Origin of the sequence: Pantoea sp. LMR881, from assembly GCF_027157825.1 — a bacterium.
GTDB classification, from domain to species: domain Bacteria; phylum Pseudomonadota; class Gammaproteobacteria; order Enterobacterales; family Enterobacteriaceae; genus Pantoea; species Pantoea haifensis.
In genome coordinates this window covers 2958234-2976528 of sequence record NZ_JAPVOK010000002.1, presented here as the reverse complement: position 1 = coordinate 2976528, position 18295 = coordinate 2958234, and the positions used below count along the sequence as shown (strand labels likewise).

Below are 18295 nucleotides of genomic sequence, written 5' to 3'. Positions count from 1 at the left end.
GTCATGACTCACTGTATAAATCTGAGTCATTTTAAGCAGGATTGAGGGCAGGAGAATAAATAAAGTACAGCTGAGATGGCGCTGGCCTTCGTGCTAATAATCATTATCAATGTCTTTGGCAGCCGATTTCACCACAGCCACACCAATGACTAAGGCAAGTATAAACGTAATGCCTACACCATAAAGTACGTATTCCACATAACCACCTTTGCTGTCTCGCTCTTTACGCATAGGACATGTTCTCAGTATGGCAGTTCAATACTTAACGTATAACCTGGCTATGTTTCAGTATGTTTACGATGCAAATCACATTTACATGACAAATACTGGCAAACCTTTCTGTATTTAATTGAAAGCAAAGAAATTATGTCAAAGCGAGCAACAGCAAAGTTAACCTGTTGCGATTATTCGGAAAAGTAAAAAGAGGCGGTGTGATGGTGAGAAAGTGGATTTACCTCATTACAGCCATTGTGGATTGTTATCACAAACCAACTGTAAAGCACAAAAACGCAGGCTGAGCACACCCGGTGCTCAGCCTGTCGTACTTACTCGTCTTCTAAATAGGTGTAACCATACAGGCCGCTCTCGAACTCTTCCGGGAACTGCGCACGCAGCTCTTCATCGAGTTCGGTTTCAGTGACCTGATTACGGAACAGCGTCATCAGCTCATCAGGATCAAGCTGAACGTAGCGCAGCATATCTGCGACGGTGTCGCCTTCGTCAGACAGGCGTACATCCACTTTGCCGTTCGGACGGGCATACACATCCACCGCTTCGGTATCACCGAACAGGTTGTGCATGTTGCCAAGGATTTCCTGATAGGCACCTACCATGAAGAAGCCCAGCATTGGCGGGTTTTCCGCGTCGTATTCTGGCATCGGCATAGTGGTCGCGATACCGTCGCCATCAACATAGTGATCGATGGTGCCATCAGAGTCACAGGTAATGTCGAGCAGCACGGCGCGGCGCGATGGCTTCTTGTGTAGCCCTTCCAGCGGTAGCACCGGGAACAGCTGATCGATGCCCCAGGCATCCGGCATTGACTGGAACAGCGAGAAGTTGACGTAAATTTTATCCGCCATACGCTCTTGCAGCTCATCAATGATAGGGCGATGCGCGCGGTTGCTCGGATCAAGATGCTGCTGAATATACTGGCAAATGCCGAGATAAAGCTGTTCAGCCCAGGCGCGTTGCTTCAGATCGTAAGTCCCTGAAGAGTAGCCGGTGTGGATATCAAACAGATCCATCTGACTGTCGTGCAGCCATTCACGCAGCGAACGACGCGTATTCGGCTCGTGCATCTCCTGCCAGGTTTCCCACATGCTGAGAATCGGGCGCGGTGCGTCGATATCTGGCGCTTCCGGCTTGCTGAACTCGTTACGCTCAACACCGATAATGTTAGAAACCAGCACGGTGTGGTGCGCGGTGACGGCACGGCCCGACTCAGTGATCACCGTTGGGTGCTCAAGGCCGTGTTCATCACAGGCATCACCAATTGCCCAGATCACATTGTTGGCGTATTCGTTCAGACCGTAGTTTACCGAGCAGTCAGATTGCGAACGTGTTCCTTCGTAATCCACGCCTAAACCGCCGCCCACGTCGAAACACTTAATGTTGACGCCGAGTTTCGCCAGCTCGACATAGAAACGAGCTGATTCGCGCACGCCCGTGGCGATATCACGGATGTTCGCCATCTGCGAACCGAGGTGGAAGTGCAGCAGTTGCAGGCTGTCGATACGACCGGCATTACGCATGATCTCCACCAGTTTCAGCACCTGGGTTGCCGACAGACCGAACTTCGATTTCTCACCGCCGCTCGACTGCCATTTACCAGAGCCCTGCGACGCCAGACGTGCGCGAATACCCAGACGCGGCACCACGTTCAGGCGCTCCGCTTCTTCCAGCACCAGGCGCACTTCAGTCATCTTCTCAAGCACCAGATAAACCTTGTGGCCCATCTTCTCGCCAATCAGCGCCAGGCGAATGTATTCACGATCTTTATAGCCGTTACAGACGATCACTGAACGGGTTTGCCCCGCATGTGCCAGTACCGCCATCAGCTCAGCTTTTGAACCCGCTTCCAGCCCCAGCGGTTCGCCCGAGTGGATCAGCGACTCAATGACGCGCTTGTGCTGGTTAACTTTGATGGGATAAACCAGGAAGTAATCACCGGTATAACCGTAAGATTCGCGCGCGCGCTTAAACGCGGCGTTAATGGAACGCAGACGATGTTGCAGAATCTGAGGGAAACAAAACAGAGCAGGCAGACGCTGCCCCTGCGCTTCACGCTCTTTAACCAGCTTCGCTAAGTCAACACGCACATCAGGCTGGTCCGGATCGGGACAAACGCTGATATGACCCAGTTCGTTGACGTCGTAATAGTTGTTGCCCCACCAGGCGATGTTATAAGTACGCAGCATTTTGCTGGCATCCTGATCGTTCATTGCTACCTCCTGCATTGAGCGGAGTGCACCCTGTTCGCCAGCTGACGAACCCTTGATATTCTTCATGTCGTCAGACATCACGAACCTCAATTTTCCGTTGAAAGATGAAACTGTTAACCGGCTTTACTGCCGCTAAGCTGGAAATTTGTTGCCACATGTAACGCAATGTCCTGTTCACCTGACGTTGCCGTCAGCGCGATTCACGCATGAGAGTTAAGTGTAAAACACCCTGGCCATTTCGTTTGAAAGTCAGCCTTTAAAAGGACCATGGATAACGTGCGTCGTTCACCTGCATCAGCAAAGTGAAGAAACCATAACGTAAGAATAGTGGTACAGATTAACCGGCGATCGTGTCGGGATAATTACCGCATCGAACGTGTCGGCAGGACAGAGAAACAGATGGGAAGCGGGAGACAGCCAGCGCGGCGCAACAGCGCAGAGAACCGAAAGTGAAGAAAACGTGGTTCATTACTCGAATCACCTCCACACATGCCAAAGGCACATGGAAAACAACCTGGGTGAACGTCAGAGCAAAGCCTGACGGGCGCGACGCATGGTGACGTCATCCGTTTTGCTGCTGTGAAAGCAGCGGCGTTTTATACAGTTTGCGGCGAAAAAATGCAAAAAGATTATTTGGTTAATGTGTGTACTGTCAGGAAAATTTTCCAGTTCTGCTGTGAAGTAAAATGCTGAAACAGAAAAAGGGCTGGTAATTCGCTTATCCTGTAACCTAAAATAGACGTCCAGATGGTTTTCCATCTAAACAGGTTAATATCCAGGCGCTTTCTGCCGATAACGTTAGCCTGATGCGCTGACACCTCCTAACTGCTCGCGGCTTTGCCTGAAGGGGCGTCAAGTCAGGTCCAGCCTCACTTACGCTATGCAGTCGAATTCAAACCATTTGTAAGGTAAAGAACAGAATGGCTAAACACCTTTTTACGTCCGAGTCTGTATCAGAAGGACATCCTGATAAAATCGCTGACCAAATCTCTGATGCGGTGCTTGATGCAATCCTCGAGCAGGATCCAAAAGCACGCGTGGCCTGCGAAACTTACGTTAAAACCGGTATGGTTCTGGTTGGCGGTGAGATCACCACCAGCGCCTGGGTTGATATCGAAGAGATCACCCGTAATACCGTACGTGAAATCGGCTATGTTCATTCCGATATGGGCTTTGATGCCAACTCTTGCGCCGTTCTGAGCGCCATTGGCAAGCAGTCTCCAGACATCAATCAGGGCGTTGACCGTACCGATCCGCTGGAGCAAGGCGCGGGTGACCAGGGCCTGATGTTTGGCTATGCGACCAATGAAACTGACGTGTTGATGCCTGCGCCGGTGACTTATGCTCACCGTCTGGTTCAGCGTCAGGCTGAAGTACGTAAAAACGGTGCGCTGCCCTGGTTGCGTCCGGATGCGAAAAGCCAGGTGACCTTCCAGTATGACGACGGCAAAATCGTGGGTATCGATGCAGTCGTTCTGTCAACGCAGCACTCTGAAGAGATTAGCCAGAAAGATCTGCAGGAAGCGGTGATGGAAGAGATCATCAAGCCAGTGCTGCCTTCTGAGTGGTTGAATGTGACGACTAAGTATCACATCAACCCAACCGGTCGCTTCGTTATCGGTGGCCCAATGGGCGACTGCGGCCTGACCGGTCGTAAAATTATTGTTGATACCTACGGCGGTATGGCACGTCACGGCGGCGGTGCGTTCTCTGGTAAGGATCCGTCCAAAGTTGACCGTTCAGCGGCTTACGCAGCGCGCTATGTCGCGAAAAACATCGTTGCTGCCGGCCTGGCAGATCGTTGTGAAATTCAGGTTTCCTACGCGATTGGCGTTGCAGAACCAACTTCCATCATGGTTGAAACCTTCGGCACTGAGAAAATCTCTACCGAACAGCTGACACTGCTGGTACGCGAGTTCTTTGACCTGCGTCCATACGGTTTGATTCAGATGCTGGATCTGCTGCACCCGATCTACAAAGAGACCGCGGCTTACGGTCACTTTGGTCGTGAGCATTTCCCATGGGAAAAAACCGACAAAGCTGCACAACTGCGCGACGCTGCCGGTCTGTAAGATTTGCTCTGATGTAAAAAACCCTGCTGCGGCAGGGTTTTTTATGGGCAGCAGGCGCACTGTCTCTTATACCTGCCCTTTCCCGCCAGCAGGAAAGTTATCCTGGGCCTGAACCCTTTCGCCGATCCGCTCCCGCTAATGAAAGAAAGCGTGGGTAAGAAAAACAGGCCACTTCTTCTCCAGTTTTTCTCAACCAGCACTTTTTCTTATCTCAGCTACACTTCTTTCGCCTGTCCCGGCAACAAAATGTTAACGATTACATTTTGAAACGCTTTATTTATCTGTAATTTAGGAATTAAACGGCGTGGTTATTGTTGTAAAAATGCGTTATTTTCAGCGTCATCTGATTGCTGATAATTAGAGCGTTGTCAGAAACTTAAAGCGTGCTATACCTCACTGGTTACTTGACCTTTCCGAACTGAAAATGCTGAATTTCAGGGTTTCAGCGTGTGTAAGCGATTACATTGGTGTGATCGCCCTCACTTTTTCCCCGGATGAGGTTTTTTAACATTGATAAAAACAATGATAGATAAACTTGGAGGCAACAATGCCTGGCAATACACACAAAAGCAGGACGTCAAATAAGGCAATGACCTTTTTTGTCTGCTTTCTGGCGGCCCTTGCTGGCCTGCTGTTTGGTCTGGATATCGGCGTGATTGCCGGTGCACTGCCCTTCATCGCAAAAGAGTTCAACGTAACGGCACATCAGCAAGAGTGGATCGTCAGCTCAATGATGTTTGGTGCGGCAGTCGGTGCTATCGGCAGTGGCTGGATGTCATCACGCCTGGGACGTAAAGAGCCTGATGGCAGGTGCCATCCTGTTCGTGATCGGTTCTCTGTGGTCGGCGATGGCGCCTAACCCGGAAATGCTGATCAGCGCGCGCGTTCTGCTGGGTCTGGCGGTAGGTATCGCGTCTTATACCGCACCGCTTTACCTCTCTGAAATCGCACCTGAGAAAATTCGCGGCAGTATGATTTCCCTTTACCAGCTGATGATTACCATTGGTATTCTGGGTGCTTATCTCTCGGATACCGCGTTCAGCTTTACCGGCAACTGGCGCTGGATGTTAGGAGTTATCACTATTCCTGCGGCGCTGCTGCTGATTGGTGTGTTCTTCCTGCCAAACAGTCCACGCTGGCTTGCGGCCAAAGGCAATTTCCGTGATGCACAGCGCGTGCTGGATCGCCTGCGTGACACCAGCGAACAGGCAAAACGTGAACTGGATGAAATCCGCGAAAGCCTGAAAATCAAACAGTCCGGTTGGGGCCTGTTCAAAGGCAACAGCAATTTCCGCCGCGCGGTGTTTCTCGGCATTCTGCTGCAGGTTATGCAGCAGTTTACCGGCATGAACGTCATCATGTATTACGCGCCGAAGATTTTTGAAATTGCCGGTTTCTCAAATACCACAGAACAGATGTGGGGTACGGTAATTGTTGGTCTGGTCAACGTGCTGGCGACCTTTATTGCCATTGGTCTGGTGGATCGCTGGGGACGTAAACCTACCCTGATCCTCGGCTTCATGGTGATGGCCGCTGGCATGGGTATTCTGGGTACGATGCTGCACCTGGGTATCAACTCGCCTGGTGCGCAGTACTTTGCGATTGGCATGCTGTTGATGTTTATCGTTGGTTTCGCCATGTCAGCTGGCCCGCTGATTTGGGTACTGTGTTCTGAGATTCAGCCGCTGAAAGGCCGCGATTTCGGTATCACCGTTTCCACCACCACCAACTGGATCGCGAACATGATTGTGGGCGCGACCTTCCTGACGATGCTGAACACGCTGGGCAACGCACCAACCTTCTGGGTTTACGCACTGCTGAACGTCTTCTTCATCGTACTGACGCTGATGCTGATCCCGGAGACCAAAAACGTCTCACTGGAGCACATTGAGCGTAACCTGATGAAAGGTAAAAAACTGCGCGATATTGGTTCTCACGACTGATAAGCACTCTCTGACGGCGGGTCTTCCCGCCGTTTTCTTTCTGTTATTGAGTTCCCATTCGTCCCCGCTTATCCTGAGCGTCATGAAAACACCTCGCCTTCCCATCGCCTTGCAGCAAGCCGTGATGCGCTCGCTACGTCACTCGCTTGAACTGGCTAAACAAAAATTAGAGCGCGATTTTCCCGAGCCGAAGCTGGTTTACCAACAGCGCGGCACCGCAGCGGGCACTGCCTGGCTGGAACCCTGGGAAATCCGGCTTAATCCCGTTTTACTGCTGGAGAATCAGGCTGCCTTTATCGATGAAGTCGTTCCGCACGAACTGGCGCATCTGCTGGTATGGAAAATGTTTGGTCGCGTTGCGCCACACGGTAAAGAGTGGAAATGGATGATGGAAAGCGTGCTTGGCGTTCCGGCTCGGCGCACCCATCAGTTTGAGGTTGATTCGGTACGCAGCCGCACCTTTGCCTACCGCTGCCAGTGCCAGCAACACCAGCTTACCGTACGTCGCCATAACCGCGTTATCCGTGGCGAAAGCGAATACCGCTGCGTTCACTGCGGCAGCCTGCTAACAGCGGGGGAATTTATCGCATCCTGAGCAGGATTCTCATTCCGCGCATTTTCTCATTCTGTTACCCTGCCGCCCTTTTAAACACTGATTAGAATGTTGGAATATGTCTCGCAAATTTATTATTGCTGTCTCGCTGTTATTCGCCCCGTTTGTTGCCAGTGCCCTGAGCCTGAATAATTACCATCAAAACAACTTCCAGCAGGCCAAAACCTACGCCGCGCAGATCAATGCTGATGCGCCAGGCTCATTTTATTGCGGCTGTAAAATTAACTGGCAAGGCAAGAAAGGCGTACCTGACCTGAGCAGTTGCGGCTATCAGGTGCGTAAAAATGCGAATCGTGCTGAACGCATTGAGTGGGAACATGTGATGCCTGCCTGGGAGTTTGGTCATCAGCGTCAGTGCTGGCAAAACGGCGGACGTAAAAATTGCAGCAAGGATGCTGAATATCGCCGCATTGAAACCGACCTGCACAATCTGCAACCCGCCGTAGGTGAAGTCAATGGCGATCGCGGCAACTTCGCTTACAGCCAGTGGAACGGCAGCGAAAAGCAGTATGGTCAGTGCGCCATGAAAGTCGATTTCAAACTGAAGCAGGCCGAGCCGCCGGCACGGGCACGCGGCGCGATTGCACGAACGTATTTCTACATGCGCGACCAATACCATTTGCGCCTGTCACGTCAGCAAACCCAGCTTTTTGCCGCATGGGATAAGCTCTATCCGGTGACGTCGTGGGAATGCGAACGTGACAAGCGCATCGCGCGCGTCCAGGGCAATCATAATCCTTATGTGCTGCAAGCTTGCCAGCACTAAAATCCCTGCCCTAAACTAGCTGTTTTCTCGATTCCGCCGCGTAATTCAGCGCGGCGTTCAGTTCTCAGGAACCTTATGCGCATACCTCGCATTTACCATGCCGAACCGCTCAGCGTAGGCAAAGAATTCACACTCGATGAAGACGCCTCTAATCATGTTGGTCGTGTGCTGCGCATGACCAGCGGCCAGCGTCTGGAACTCTTTGATGGCAGTAATCTGACTTTTGCGGCAGAGATCACGCATGTGGATAAAAAGCGTGTAAAAGTAACTGTCTCAGAAAGCCAGTCGGACGATCGTGAGTCGCCTCTGTTCCTGCATTTAGGCCAGGTGATGTCGCGCGGTGAAAAAATGGAATTCACTATCCAGAAATCCATTGAACTGGGCGTCAATGTGATTACCCCTTGTTTTCCGAACGCTGTGGAGTAAAGCTGGACGCAGAAAGGCTGACAAAGAAAATTCAGCAGTGGCAGAAGATTGCTATTGCCGCTTGCGAACAGTGTGGCCGCAACCGCGTGCCAGAAATTCGCGAAGCGATGACGCTGGAAGCCTGGTGTGCAGAGGCAGAGAGCGGCTTAAAACTGAATCTGCATCCACGTGCCAGCCACAGCATTAATACGTTACCGCAGCCGGTTGAGCGGGTGCGGTTGCTGATTGGCCCGGAAGGCGGACTTTCCGCTGATGAGATTGCCATGACAGCGCAACATGACTTTACTGACATACTGCTTGGCCCGCGGGTTTTACGCACCGAAACCACTGCACTGACGGCCATCACGGCACTTCAGGTGAGGTTTGGTGACCTGGGTTAAGCGATACTTATTTAAGACGCACGCAGCACACACGGCGTCCTGACTGATCAGCCCAACGCTGACCGTACGGAACGAGACGGTAAATGCTGTCTCATCGAGGAGATAATAATGATTAAGCTTGGCATCGTGATGGACCCTATCTCGTCCATTAATATTAAAAAGACTCCAGCTTCGCCATGTTGCTGGAAGCACAGCGTCGTGGTTACGAAATTCACTATATGGAAATGGGCGACCTCTCACTGCGCGGTGGCGTTTCCTATGCACGTACGCGTTTGCTGAGCGTGGAGCAAAATTACGAAAACTGGTATCAGTTTGGTAGCGAACAAGAGATCAAACTCGCTGATCTCAACGTTGTGCTGATGCGTAAAGATCCGCCGTTTGATACTGAGTTTATTTATGCGACTTACATTCTTGAGCGTGCTGAAGAGTCAGGGACGCTGATCATTAACAAACCGCAAAGCCTGCGTGACTGTAACGAAAAACTTTATACCGCCTGGTTTGCTGAATTTACCCCCGATACGCTGGTAACGCGCAACAAAGAGAAGCTGCGTGCCTTCTGGCAAGAGCACGGCGATATCATTATGAAACCGCTGGATGGCATGGGCGGCGCGTCTATCTTCCGCGTGAAACAGGATGATCCTAACTTCTCTGTTATTACAGAAGCGTTGACGAATCATGGCAAATTCTACTGTATGGCCCAGAATTATATTCCAGCCATCAAAGAGGGTGACAAACGCGTTCTGGTGGTAGATGGTGAACCGGTGCCTTATTGCCTGGCTCGTATTCCGCAAGGCGGCGAAACACGCGGTAACCTGGCGGCTGGTGGGCGCGGTGAAGCACGCCCGCTGAGCGAGAGCGACTGGGAAATTGCGCGCCGTGTCGGCCCAACGCTGAAAGCAAAAGGGCTGATTTTTGTCGGACTGGACATCATCGGTGATAAACTGACTGAAGTTAACGTGACCAGCCCAACATGTGTGCGTGAAATCGAGGCAGCATTTCCTGTCTCAATCACCGGTATGTTGATGGATGCCATTGAGAAGCGTCTGGGCTGAGCATGACGCCGGGGCCTTGCTCCGAGATCAACCCAACACCGACGCGGTAACTGCGCGTCGGTTATTTTTGGTACATTAAGTGAGAATGAATTTACAGCATCATTTTTTGATTGCCATGCCTTCGCTGCAGGATCCTTTCTTCAAACGTTCGGTGGTTTACGTTTGTGAACATAATGAAGAAGGTGCGATGGGGCTGATCATCAACAAGCCCATGGAAAACCTGACGGTAGAAGGCATTCTGAAGAAGCTCAAGATCTCGTCTGAAGATCGCGATCCTGACATCAAGCTGGACAAACCGGTCTTCGCGGGCGGTCCACTGGCTGAAGATCGGGGCTTTATCCTGCATTCTGCACAACGCACTTTTACATCCAGTATCCGTATTTCTGATACCACGGTGATCACAACATCACGTGATGTGTTAGAAGCGATAGGTACGCCATCGCAGCCGGATAACGTTCTGGTCGCGCTGGGTTACTGTGCCTGGGAAAAGGATCAGCTGGAGAGCGAGCTGATGGAAAATGCCTGGCTGACGACCCCGGCGAACAGCAACATTCTGTTCAAGACGCCTATTTCTGAACGCTGGCGAGAAGCAGCGCGCAGCATCGGCGTGGATATTCATAATATGGCCAGCGACGCCGGACACGCCTGATGACCCAAACACTATTAGGCTTCGACTTTGGCACCAAAAGCATTGGTGTCGCGGTTGGGCAGCAACTCACCGGCAACGCCCGCCCGCTGGCTGCGCTTAAAGCGCAAGAGGGTACGCCAGACTGGCTGCAAATCGAAAAGCTGCTTAAAGAGTGGCAACCCGATTTTGTCGTCGTAGGTTTACCGCTCAACATGGACGGGACTGAGCAACCGCTGACGGCGCGCGCGCGTAAATTCGCTAATCGCCTGCATGGCCGCTTTGGGATCCGCGTTGAGCTACAAGATGAACGACTCAGCACCGTTGAAGCACGCGCCGGTTTGTTTGAGCGCGGCGGTTATCGCGCACTGAACAAAGGCTCGGTTGATTCACAGTCTGCCGCTATCATCCTGCAAGACTGGTTCGAAACGCACGCCTAAATCAGCCCCTCTTTCTGACGAGCAATAATGCTCTGTTCGAATGTCTGCATCCCGGCCTGCGCGCCGGTTTGCAGCACGCCTGCGAGTTGATGAATCTTTCCTTCACGGATTAAATTCGATACTGCGGGCGTCGCCACCAGCACTTCGAACAGCCCCACTCTTTCTCCCGTGCGTGACGGCACCAGCCGCTGGGCAATCACAGCTTTCAGGCTGCCTGCCAGTTGCAGGCGCACCTGGTTTTTCTCTTCTGCCGGGAAAACATCCACCAGCCTGTCAACCGCCTGTGCCGCACCGCGCGTATGCAACGTCGCCAAAACCAGATGCCCGGTCTCCGCTGCCGTCAGCGCCTGGCGAATCGTCTCTTTGTCGCGCAGCTCGCCCAGCAGGATAACGTCAGGATCTTCGCGTAGCGCCGCTTTTAACCCTGGCAGAAGGAGGTGCAATGTACGCCCGTTTCCCGCTGCTGAATCAATGAGTGCTGGCTGTGATGGATAAATTCAATGGGATCTTCCAGCGTGATGATATGCCGCGCCTGCTGGCGATTAATGGCATCGACTATTGCGGCCAGCGTGGTCGATTTTCCACTGCCGGTAGCGCCGGTAATCAAAATCAGACCATCCTGTTTTTCCAGCAGCAGCGGTACAATAGCAGGCACGCGCAAGCTCTCCAGAGTTGGAATGTCACTGGCGATAGTGCGCAGCGCCAGCGATAAGCCCTGTCGCTGCCTGAACAGGTTAGCGCGCAAACGCTGCCCGCCTGGCAAACTCAGTGCAAAATCGAGTTGTCCGTCGTGCGCTAACTGCTGCTGTTGCGCATTATCCAGCCACTGGTGAATAAACTGCTCCATCCATTCAGGCGTGATGTGTGGGTAATCCGCTATCGCTTCCAGCCTGCCCTGCCGTCGCCAGTAGGGCAAATGTCCGCTGCAAAGATGCAGATCGGCCGCGTTATGCTTTACACTAAGGGCCACAATTTCATTCAGATTCATTATTTCTCCTGACTATGACCTCAATTCAGCACAACCTACAGCAAGTACGGCAGCGAATCTCTGCCGCCGCCGCGCGTTGCGACAGAGCGCCAGAAGAAATTACCCTGCTTGCGGTGAGCAAAACTAAACCTGCGAGCGCGGTCGAAGAGGCCGCTGCCGCCGGGCAAATCACCTTTGGTGAAAATTACGTGCAGGAGGGGGTTGAAAAGATTCAGGCACTGACCGCACATCCACAACTGGAATGGCATTTTATTGGGCCACTTCAGTCTAATAAAAGCCGTCTGGTGGCTGAGAATTTTGCCTGGTGTCACACGGTTGATCGCTTACGCATTGCGCAACGCCTGAACGATCAGCGTCCGGCCACGCTGCCACCGCTTAATGTGTTAATTCAGGTAAATATCAGTGACGAAAACAGCAAATCTGGCATCATGCTGGAGGCCATTCCTGCGCTGGCACAGCACATTGCACAATTACCGCAGTTGCGCCTGCGCGGATTGATGGCGATTCCGGCTCCAGAAGATGATTACGATCGGCAACTGGCGATGTGTCAGCAGATGGCCGGCGCATTTCAGCAGTTGAAACAGCATTACGCAGAAGTGGATACGCTCTCGCTGGGAATGAGCGATGACATGGAAGCGGCCATTGCCGCAGGCAGCACAATGGTGCGTATCGGCACCGCAATATTTGGCTCACGCGATTACACGAGCAAAACACAACAATAATTGAGGAACTCATGTTAACAATGACGTTTTTAGTAAAAACGCTGATTGATCTCTACGTCATGGTGCTGCTGCTACGCATCTGGATGCAGTGGTCACGCTGTGATTTTTACAACCCACTGTCGCAATTTGTAGTGAAAATTACTCAGCCGGTTATTAAGCCGCTGCGTCGTATTCTTCCGGCAATAGGACCGATTGATACCGCCTCGCTGCTGTTAGCCTTTGTGCTTACGACGCTTAAATATCCGATTTTATTATTGATTCAGGTTGGTGTGTTCTCGGTCGATCCCACTAATTTACTGGTTGGCTTGCTGTCACTGCTGAAGTCTGCCGGTTATCTGGTGTTCTGGGTGATTATCATTCGCTCGCTGATGAGCTGGATTAGTCAGGGCCGTGGCCCGGTTGACTACGTGCTGATTCAACTGACTGAACCGCTGATGGCACCGATTCGTCGCATTTTACCGGCGATGGGCGGCATCGATTTTTCAGCAATGATCGTGATTCTGGTGTTATATGCCCTGAATTTTCTCGGCATGGACCTGTTCCCGGGTCTCTGGTATCTGCTGTAACCGAATAAACTGGAACTGTTATGCAAAAAGTTGTGCTCGCAACCGGTAATCCCGGCAAAGTACGTGAACTGGCGGACCTGCTCTCCGCCTTTGGCCTGGATATCGTGGCGCAAACCGATCTTGGCGTAGCGTCGGCTGAAGAGACCGGCCTGACCTTTATCGAAAACGCCATTCTTAAAGCGCGCCATGCGGCGCATATCACCGGTTTACCGGCAATTGCTGATGATTCGGGTTTAGCCGTGGATGCACTGGGTGGCGCACCGGGCATCTATTCAGCGCGCTACGCTGGCGAAGAGGCCAGCGATCGGCAAAATCTGGAGAAGCTGCTCGTGGCCCTGAAAAATGTGCCTGATGGTCAGCGACAGGCGCAATTCCATTGTGTGCTGGTCTATCTGCGTCACGCTGAAGATCCTGTGCCGTTAGTGTTTCACGGCAGCTGGCAGGGTGAGATTACCCGTGCGCCAGCGGGTGAAGGTGGCTTCGGTTACGATCCCATTTTTTATGTGCCTGAGTCAGGCAAAACCGCCGCCGAGCTGAGCAAAACGGAAAAAGGCGCGGTTTCTCATCGTGGTAAAGCATTGACGCTGTTGCTGGAAGCGATGCGTAATGCCTAATCTGCCGCCGTTAAGCCTGTACATTCATATTCCGTGGTGCGTTCAGAAATGTCCCTACTGCGATTTTAATTCCCACGCATTGAAAGACGAGGTGCCGCACATTGAATATGTGCAGCACCTGCTGCGCGATTTAGAAAACGATCTGCCACTGATACAGAATCGTGAAGTGCGCACCATTTTTATTGGTGGCGGTACGCCGAGCCTGTTGAGCAGCAACGCCATGCAGATGTTAATGGATGGCGTGCGTGAGCGCCTGACGCTGGCGGAAGGGGCTGAAATTACCATGGAAGCGAATCCGGGAACGGTGGAAGCCGATCGCTTCAGCGCCTATCAGCGCGCCGGAATTAATCGCATCTCCATTGGCGTGCAGAGTTTCAGTCCGCAAAAGCTGGAGCGTCTGGGCCGCATTCACGGCCCGGAAGAGGCGAAGCGTGCAGCACAACTGGCAGAAGGCCTGCATTTACGCAGCTTCAACCTCGACCTGATGCACGGCTTGCCCGATCAGTCACTGGAGGAGGCGCTGGACGATCTGCGTCAGGCGATTGCGCTCAATCCCCCTCACCTTTCCTGGTATCAACTCACCATTGAGCCCAATACGCTGTTTGGTTCACGTCCGCCGGTATTACCTGATGACGACGCGCTGTGGGATATTTTCGAACAGGGGCATCAGTTACTCACGGCGGCCGGTTATCAACAGTATGAAACCTCGGCCTACGCTAAGCCGGGATATCGCTGTGAACATAACCTGAACTACTGGCGCTTTGGTGATTACCTCGGCATTGGCTGTGGTGCGCACGGCAAACTGACCCAGCCTGACGGTCGCATCGTACGCACGGTGAAAACCCGTCATCCACGCGGTTTTATGAAGGGAAATTATCTCGACAAACAGTACGACGTGGCAGACAGCGACAAGCCATTCGAATACTTCATGAACCGCTTCCGTCTGCTGGAGGCAGCGCCGCGCCAGGAATTTTCCCGTTATACCGGTTTAGCCGAAACCGCTATTCGGGAACAGATGGATGCCGCAATTGCAGCGGGCTATGTGAATGAAACCGATGAGCAGTGGCAAATCACTGAGAAAGGGAAACTGTTTTTAAATTCGCTGCTGGAGCTGTTTTTAGCCGAAGCATAATACAGATGCAGCAGACAGCTTCGCGCTGGCTGCTGCATTGCCTTATTTTTTCAGACCCGCCACCAGGCTTTTACGCTGATCTTCCAGCGAGATGACGCGATTACAGACTTCATGACCAAAGTTTTGGAAATCCTGTTCCTGGCTGCTCCATTCCGCCTGAATAGCCTGCTGAAGCCCGCCAAGATTGCCCATAATTGCCTGTAATGGGTTGCTGCCATTACTGGCCTGCTTGCTGCCCATCTCGTTCAGGCTGTCCTGCATTACGCCGCCCAGCGTCGTCTGCACCAGCTGCTCTCCGTCGGCGCGGACCTGGTCGATTGCCTGATGATGAAAGGTTAAGCCGTCCGGGCGATGCTCGATGATACGGTTCATCTGCTGCTTTAACTGCGTGTTCAGCGTGCTGAGGCGATTGCGTACATTGCTGTTAGCGCCCAGCTTTTCAACAATGACGCGATCCAGCGCCGCACGGCCTTTCTCAAGACGTGAAGTGGCACCGCTATCGATCCACGGCAGATCGCGACGCAGTGAACTCTGGTAATCAATCGCTTTCTGACGGTTCGCATTGTCCATCGTTACGCGCTGACCATTAAACTGCACATCGCCTTGCGGCGTGATTTCGAGATTGCCATTCGTGCCAACCACCTGCACGCTCTGCGGCTTAATCACCACATCATCCTGCGGTTTTACACTGCATTCGTATGCAGCCTGCACCTGCGTCGCCGCCAGCAACAGCCCCGCTAAAAGCACTTTACGCATCATAAATTCCTTCTGTCTTACCTTACTGAAACCGATCTAAAAGGTCTGACGTCAATGTCGCCGCGAATGGAGTACCGGTCAGCGCACAGCATCCGAAACGTACTGAAGTACGTGAGGAATGCGAGCACTGCCCGGTGCACAGGCCGCAACAGACGCTTAGTCCCACCAGACGTCAAACAGTTCAGTAACCTGAATATCCTGCAGGTTGCGATTTTCCAGCCAGGCGCGCACCCGTTCACGGTGCTCATCGGTGCATTTACCTAATTTTTGCAGGCACACCAGACCTTCCCAGACTAAATAACCGCTGCCGTCATAAGCCAGGCCGTTAGAATCGATCACTTCATTGATAAACTGATTCAGCGTGTCGTCGATTTCAGTTTCAGAGGTGCCTTCCGGGAAGCGCCAGGCCACGGAGAAACCCAACTCCTGGAACTCATCAATGTGTAACTTTTTACGTAAACGGCGGCTGCGTTGTGTGGCCATTATTTCATCCTCTCAAACATTAAATCCCATACGCCGTGGCCTAAACGCTGCCCGCGCTGCTCAAACTTAGTCAGTGGACGCGTCTCGGGACGCGGCACATAATCCTGTGTTTCGGACTGGTTCTTGTAGCCGTCGATGCTGTTCATGACTTCAAGCATGTGTACGGCGTAAGCTTCCCAGTCGGTTGCCATGTGGAACACGCCGCCCAGCTTCAGCTTGCGCATGACCAGTTCAGCAAACGGGACCTGTACGATACGACGCTTGTTGTGGCGCGCTTTGTGCCACGGATCGGGGAAAAGAGTTGCACCATGCGCAGTGAGTTGTCTGGGATCATTTTTTCCAGCACTTCTACTGCGTCATGACACATCACGCGCAGGTTCTCGACGTCCGCTTCTTTCGCGGCGCCCAGGCAGGCCCCTACGCCTGGCGCGTGGACTTCAATCCCCAGAAAATTTTGCTGTGGGTTATTTTGCGCCATAGTGACCAGTGATGCGCCCATGCCAAAACCGATTTCCAGCGTTACCGGCGCGTCGCGCCCAAACAGTTGCGGCAGATCAATCGGCTCTGGTTGGTACTCTACGCCCATCTCCGGCCAGTAATTATCGAGTGCCAGCTGCTGGCCTTTAGTTAACCGGCCCTGGCGGCGCACAAAACTGCGAATACGGCGCAATGGGCGCCCGTTTTCATCAAATTCCGGGGTGATGACGTCATTAATCATGTCGAAGCCTGCTGGTTAGCCTGTTCTGGGAAACGGGCATTATGCAAAGTTCATAAGCAGAAGCAAGCCTTTGCAATCTTCCGGTTTACACCCAGTGATGCATGTGCTGGAATTCCTGCCTGAGTGTAGAGTAAACACGGAAAATTTCCTTCTTATGATGCAAGCGCCGCAGTTCGCGCAACAGGTGCTGGACTGGTATCAGCACTTTGGCCGCAAAACCCTGCCGTGGCAGTTAGAGAAAACGCCTTATAAGGTGTGGCTGTCCGAAGTGATGTTACAGCAAACCCAGGTTGCTACCGTTATTCCTTATTTCGAACGCTTTATGGCGCGTTTCCCCACGGTCAGCGATCTGGCTGCTGCGCCGTTAGATGAAGTGCTGCATCTGTGGACCGGTCTCGGCTATTACGCCCGGGCGCGCAACCTGCACAAAGCGGCAAAACAGATCGTTGAGGTGCATCAGGGCGAGTTCCCACGCAACTTTGATGATGTTGCCGCACTGCCTGGCGTGGGGCGTTCCACCGCAGGCGCGATTCTGTCACTGTCGCTGGGACAACATTTTCCTATCCTTGATGGCAACGTGAAGCGCGTACTGGCGCGTTGTTATGCCGTGCCGGGCTGGCCGGGCAAAAAGGATGTGGAAAAACGTTTATGGGAAATCAGCGAAACCGTTACCCCGGCGCAAGGCGTCAGTGAGTTTAACCAGGCGATGATGGATCTCGGTGCGATTGTCTGCACCCGCTCAAAACCCAAATGTGAAATTTGCCCGCTAAACAGCGGCTGCGTGGCTTACGCCAGTCAGAGCTGGGCGAGCTATCCGGGCAAAAAGCCAAAGCAGGTACTTCCTGAACGCAGCGGCTTTTTCCTGATGATGCAGCATGGCGACGAGGTGTGGCTGGAGCAACGCCCACCGGTGGGATTGTGGGGCGGTCTGTTCTGTTTCCCACAATTTAGCACCGAAGACGCATTAACCGACTGGTTGATGGCGCGTGGCATTCAGGCAAAACCGCAGCAGCTGACCGCTTTTCGTCATACCTTTAGTCATTTTCATCTGGATATCGTGCCAATGTGGCTGGCATGGCCTTCTGTTGGGGCATTAATGGATGAAGCTGGCGGTCTCTGGTATAACTTAGCGCAGCCACCGTCAGTGGGATTAGCCGCGCCCGTCGAGCGACTGTTGCACGAATTGCGTCATCCCCAGCAACTGGCTTTGCACAGTTGTGAGATCAATGAGGAAGAATAATGAGCCGCACTATTTTTTGTACATTTTTACAACGCGACGCTGAAGGTCAGGACTTTCAGCTCTACCCTGGCGAGCTGGGCAAGCGTATCTATAACGAGATTTCAAAAGAAGCCTGGCAGAAGTGGATGGCCAAGCAGACCATGCTGATCAACGAGAAGAAGCTCAACATGATGAACCCGGAAGATCGTAAAGTGCTGGAAAAGGAGATGGTGAATTTCCTGTTTGAAGGCAAAGACGTGCATATCGAAGGCTACACACCGCCCGAAGCGTAATTTATTTTGGCCTCTGGATTGAGGCCTTTTTCCAGGTCAGGCA

At 52.5% G+C, this 18295-nt stretch carries 14 protein-coding genes and 5 pseudogenes; 14 read left to right on the top strand and 5 right to left on the bottom strand.

Annotated elements, in window-relative coordinates:
* Window positions 1–545: 545 nt before the first annotated feature.
* Complete coding sequence (speA, locus tag O3W44_RS15850) at window positions 546–2522, bottom strand: biosynthetic arginine decarboxylase (RefSeq protein ID WP_269293801.1); 1977 nt, start codon at window positions 2520–2522, stop codon at window positions 546–548.
* Window positions 2523–3364: 842 nt separating this feature from the next.
* On the opposite strand from speA, the gene metK reads away from it, so the two are divergent.
* The 8 genes and pseudogenes from metK (at window position 3365) to ruvX (ending at window position 10761) form a co-directional block, all read left to right on the top strand.
* Window positions 3365–4516: a methionine adenosyltransferase gene (gene metK / locus O3W44_RS15845; protein WP_269293800.1), complete on the top strand. Its 1152-nt coding sequence runs from the start codon at window positions 3365–3367 to the stop codon at window positions 4514–4516.
* A 547-nt stretch (window positions 4517–5063) separates the two neighbouring features.
* A pseudogene (locus O3W44_RS15840) lies at window positions 5064–6459 on the top strand (sugar porter family MFS transporter).
* A gap of 82 nt (window positions 6460–6541) precedes the next feature.
* Window positions 6542–7054 (top strand): SprT family zinc-dependent metalloprotease, encoded by a 513-nt coding sequence (locus tag O3W44_RS15835; RefSeq protein WP_269293799.1) that lies wholly within the window; start codon window positions 6542–6544, stop codon window positions 7052–7054.
* Window positions 7055–7130: 76 nt separating this feature from the next.
* Window positions 7131–7838, top strand: a complete 708-nt coding sequence (gene endA / locus O3W44_RS15830) for a deoxyribonuclease I (RefSeq protein WP_269293798.1) — start codon at window positions 7131–7133, stop codon at window positions 7836–7838.
* Window positions 7839–7913: 75 nt separating this feature from the next.
* Window positions 7914–8644 (top strand): annotated as a pseudogene (gene rsmE / locus O3W44_RS15825) (16S rRNA (uracil(1498)-N(3))-methyltransferase).
* A gap of 108 nt (window positions 8645–8752) precedes the next feature.
* Window positions 8753–9696: pseudogene (gene gshB, locus O3W44_RS15820) on the top strand (glutathione synthase).
* A gap of 85 nt (window positions 9697–9781) precedes the next feature.
* On the top strand, window positions 9782–10345 hold the full coding sequence (locus O3W44_RS15815) for a YqgE/AlgH family protein (RefSeq protein WP_269293797.1): 564 nt from the start codon (window positions 9782–9784) through the stop codon (window positions 10343–10345).
* Window positions 10342–10761: a Holliday junction resolvase RuvX gene (ruvX, locus tag O3W44_RS15810; RefSeq protein ID WP_269294457.1), complete on the top strand. Its 420-nt coding sequence runs from the start codon at window positions 10342–10344 to the stop codon at window positions 10759–10761. Before O3W44_RS15815 ends, ruvX begins: the two co-directional genes overlap by 4 nt.
* On the opposite strand, the pseudogene O3W44_RS15805 reads toward ruvX, so the two are convergent.
* Window positions 10758–11749 (bottom strand): annotated as a pseudogene (locus tag O3W44_RS15805) (type IV pilus twitching motility protein PilT). The gene ruvX and the pseudogene O3W44_RS15805 sit on opposite strands and share 4 nt — an antisense overlap.
* A gap of 14 nt (window positions 11750–11763) precedes the next feature.
* On the opposite strand from O3W44_RS15805, the gene O3W44_RS15800 reads away from it, so the two are divergent.
* Genes O3W44_RS15800 through hemW form a run of 4 tightly spaced genes read left to right on the top strand, consistent with a single transcriptional unit; the run spans window position 11764 to window position 14783 of the window.
* On the top strand, window positions 11764–12471 hold the full coding sequence (locus O3W44_RS15800) for a YggS family pyridoxal phosphate-dependent enzyme (RefSeq protein ID WP_269293796.1): 708 nt from the start codon (window positions 11764–11766) through the stop codon (window positions 12469–12471).
* 11 nt (window positions 12472–12482) lie between these two features.
* Complete coding sequence (locus tag O3W44_RS15795; protein WP_269293795.1) at window positions 12483–13037, top strand: YggT family protein; 555 nt, start codon at window positions 12483–12485, stop codon at window positions 13035–13037.
* 20 nt (window positions 13038–13057) lie between these two features.
* Window positions 13058–13651 carry an XTP/dITP diphosphatase gene (locus O3W44_RS15790; RefSeq protein WP_269293794.1) on the top strand — a complete coding sequence of 198 codons (594 nt, stop codon included), beginning with the start codon at window positions 13058–13060 and terminating at the stop codon, window positions 13649–13651.
* Window positions 13644–14783 carry a radical SAM family heme chaperone HemW gene (gene hemW / locus O3W44_RS15785; RefSeq protein ID WP_269293793.1) on the top strand — a complete coding sequence of 380 codons (1140 nt, stop codon included), beginning with the start codon at window positions 13644–13646 and terminating at the stop codon, window positions 14781–14783. Before O3W44_RS15790 ends, hemW begins: the two co-directional genes overlap by 8 nt.
* A 42-nt stretch (window positions 14784–14825) precedes the next feature.
* Here hemW and O3W44_RS15780 read toward each other — a convergent pair whose 3' ends face one another.
* From O3W44_RS15780 to trmB, 3 genes and pseudogenes are all read right to left on the bottom strand, one after another.
* Window positions 14826–15542, bottom strand: coding sequence for a DUF2884 domain-containing protein (locus O3W44_RS15780; RefSeq protein WP_269293792.1), 717 nt, complete (start codon window positions 15540–15542; stop codon window positions 14826–14828).
* A 153-nt stretch (window positions 15543–15695) separates the two neighbouring features.
* Window positions 15696–16022, bottom strand: coding sequence for a YggL family protein (locus O3W44_RS15775; RefSeq protein WP_269293791.1), 327 nt, complete (start codon window positions 16020–16022; stop codon window positions 15696–15698).
* Window positions 16022–16740: pseudogene (trmB, locus tag O3W44_RS15770) on the bottom strand (tRNA (guanosine(46)-N7)-methyltransferase TrmB). The gene O3W44_RS15775 and the pseudogene trmB overlap by 1 nt, the downstream one beginning before the upstream one ends.
* 154 nt (window positions 16741–16894) lie before the next feature.
* Between trmB and mutY the strand changes: the two are divergent.
* Window positions 16895–17980, top strand: a complete 1086-nt coding sequence (gene mutY / locus O3W44_RS15765) for an A/G-specific adenine glycosylase (protein WP_269293790.1) — start codon at window positions 16895–16897, stop codon at window positions 17978–17980.
* Window positions 17980–18252 carry an oxidative damage protection protein gene (locus O3W44_RS15760; protein ID WP_269293789.1) on the top strand — a complete coding sequence of 91 codons (273 nt, stop codon included), beginning with the start codon at window positions 17980–17982 and terminating at the stop codon, window positions 18250–18252. Before mutY ends, O3W44_RS15760 begins: the two co-directional genes overlap by 1 nt.
* Window positions 18253–18295 lie beyond the last annotated feature (43 nt).

Bases quoted from the DNA above. Each gene is read 5' to 3' on its own strand.
- speA (WP_269293801.1), bottom strand. From the start codon at position 2,522: ATGTCTGACGACATGAAGAATATCAAGGGTTCGTCAGCTGGCGAACAG.
- metK (WP_269293800.1), top strand. From the start codon at position 3,365: ATGGCTAAACACCTTTTTACGTCCGAGTCTGTATCAGAAGGACATCCT.
- O3W44_RS15835 (WP_269293799.1), top strand. From the start codon at position 6,542: ATGAAAACACCTCGCCTTCCCATCGCCTTGCAGCAAGCCGTGATGCGC.
- endA (WP_269293798.1), top strand. From the start codon at position 7,131: ATGTCTCGCAAATTTATTATTGCTGTCTCGCTGTTATTCGCCCCGTTT.
- O3W44_RS15815 (WP_269293797.1), top strand. From the start codon at position 9,782: ATGAATTTACAGCATCATTTTTTGATTGCCATGCCTTCGCTGCAGGAT.
- O3W44_RS15800 (WP_269293796.1), top strand. From the start codon at position 11,764: ATGACCTCAATTCAGCACAACCTACAGCAAGTACGGCAGCGAATCTCT.
- O3W44_RS15795 (WP_269293795.1), top strand. From the start codon at position 12,483: ATGTTAACAATGACGTTTTTAGTAAAAACGCTGATTGATCTCTACGTC.
- O3W44_RS15790 (WP_269293794.1), top strand. From the start codon at position 13,058: ATGCAAAAAGTTGTGCTCGCAACCGGTAATCCCGGCAAAGTACGTGAA.
- hemW (WP_269293793.1), top strand. From the start codon at position 13,644: ATGCCTAATCTGCCGCCGTTAAGCCTGTACATTCATATTCCGTGGTGC.
- O3W44_RS15780 (WP_269293792.1), bottom strand. From the start codon at position 15,542: ATGATGCGTAAAGTGCTTTTAGCGGGGCTGTTGCTGGCGGCGACGCAG.
- O3W44_RS15775 (WP_269293791.1), bottom strand. From the start codon at position 16,022: ATGGCCACACAACGCAGCCGCCGTTTACGTAAAAAGTTACACATTGAT.
- mutY (WP_269293790.1), top strand. From the start codon at position 16,895: ATGATGCAAGCGCCGCAGTTCGCGCAACAGGTGCTGGACTGGTATCAG.
- O3W44_RS15760 (WP_269293789.1), top strand. From the start codon at position 17,980: ATGAGCCGCACTATTTTTTGTACATTTTTACAACGCGACGCTGAAGGT.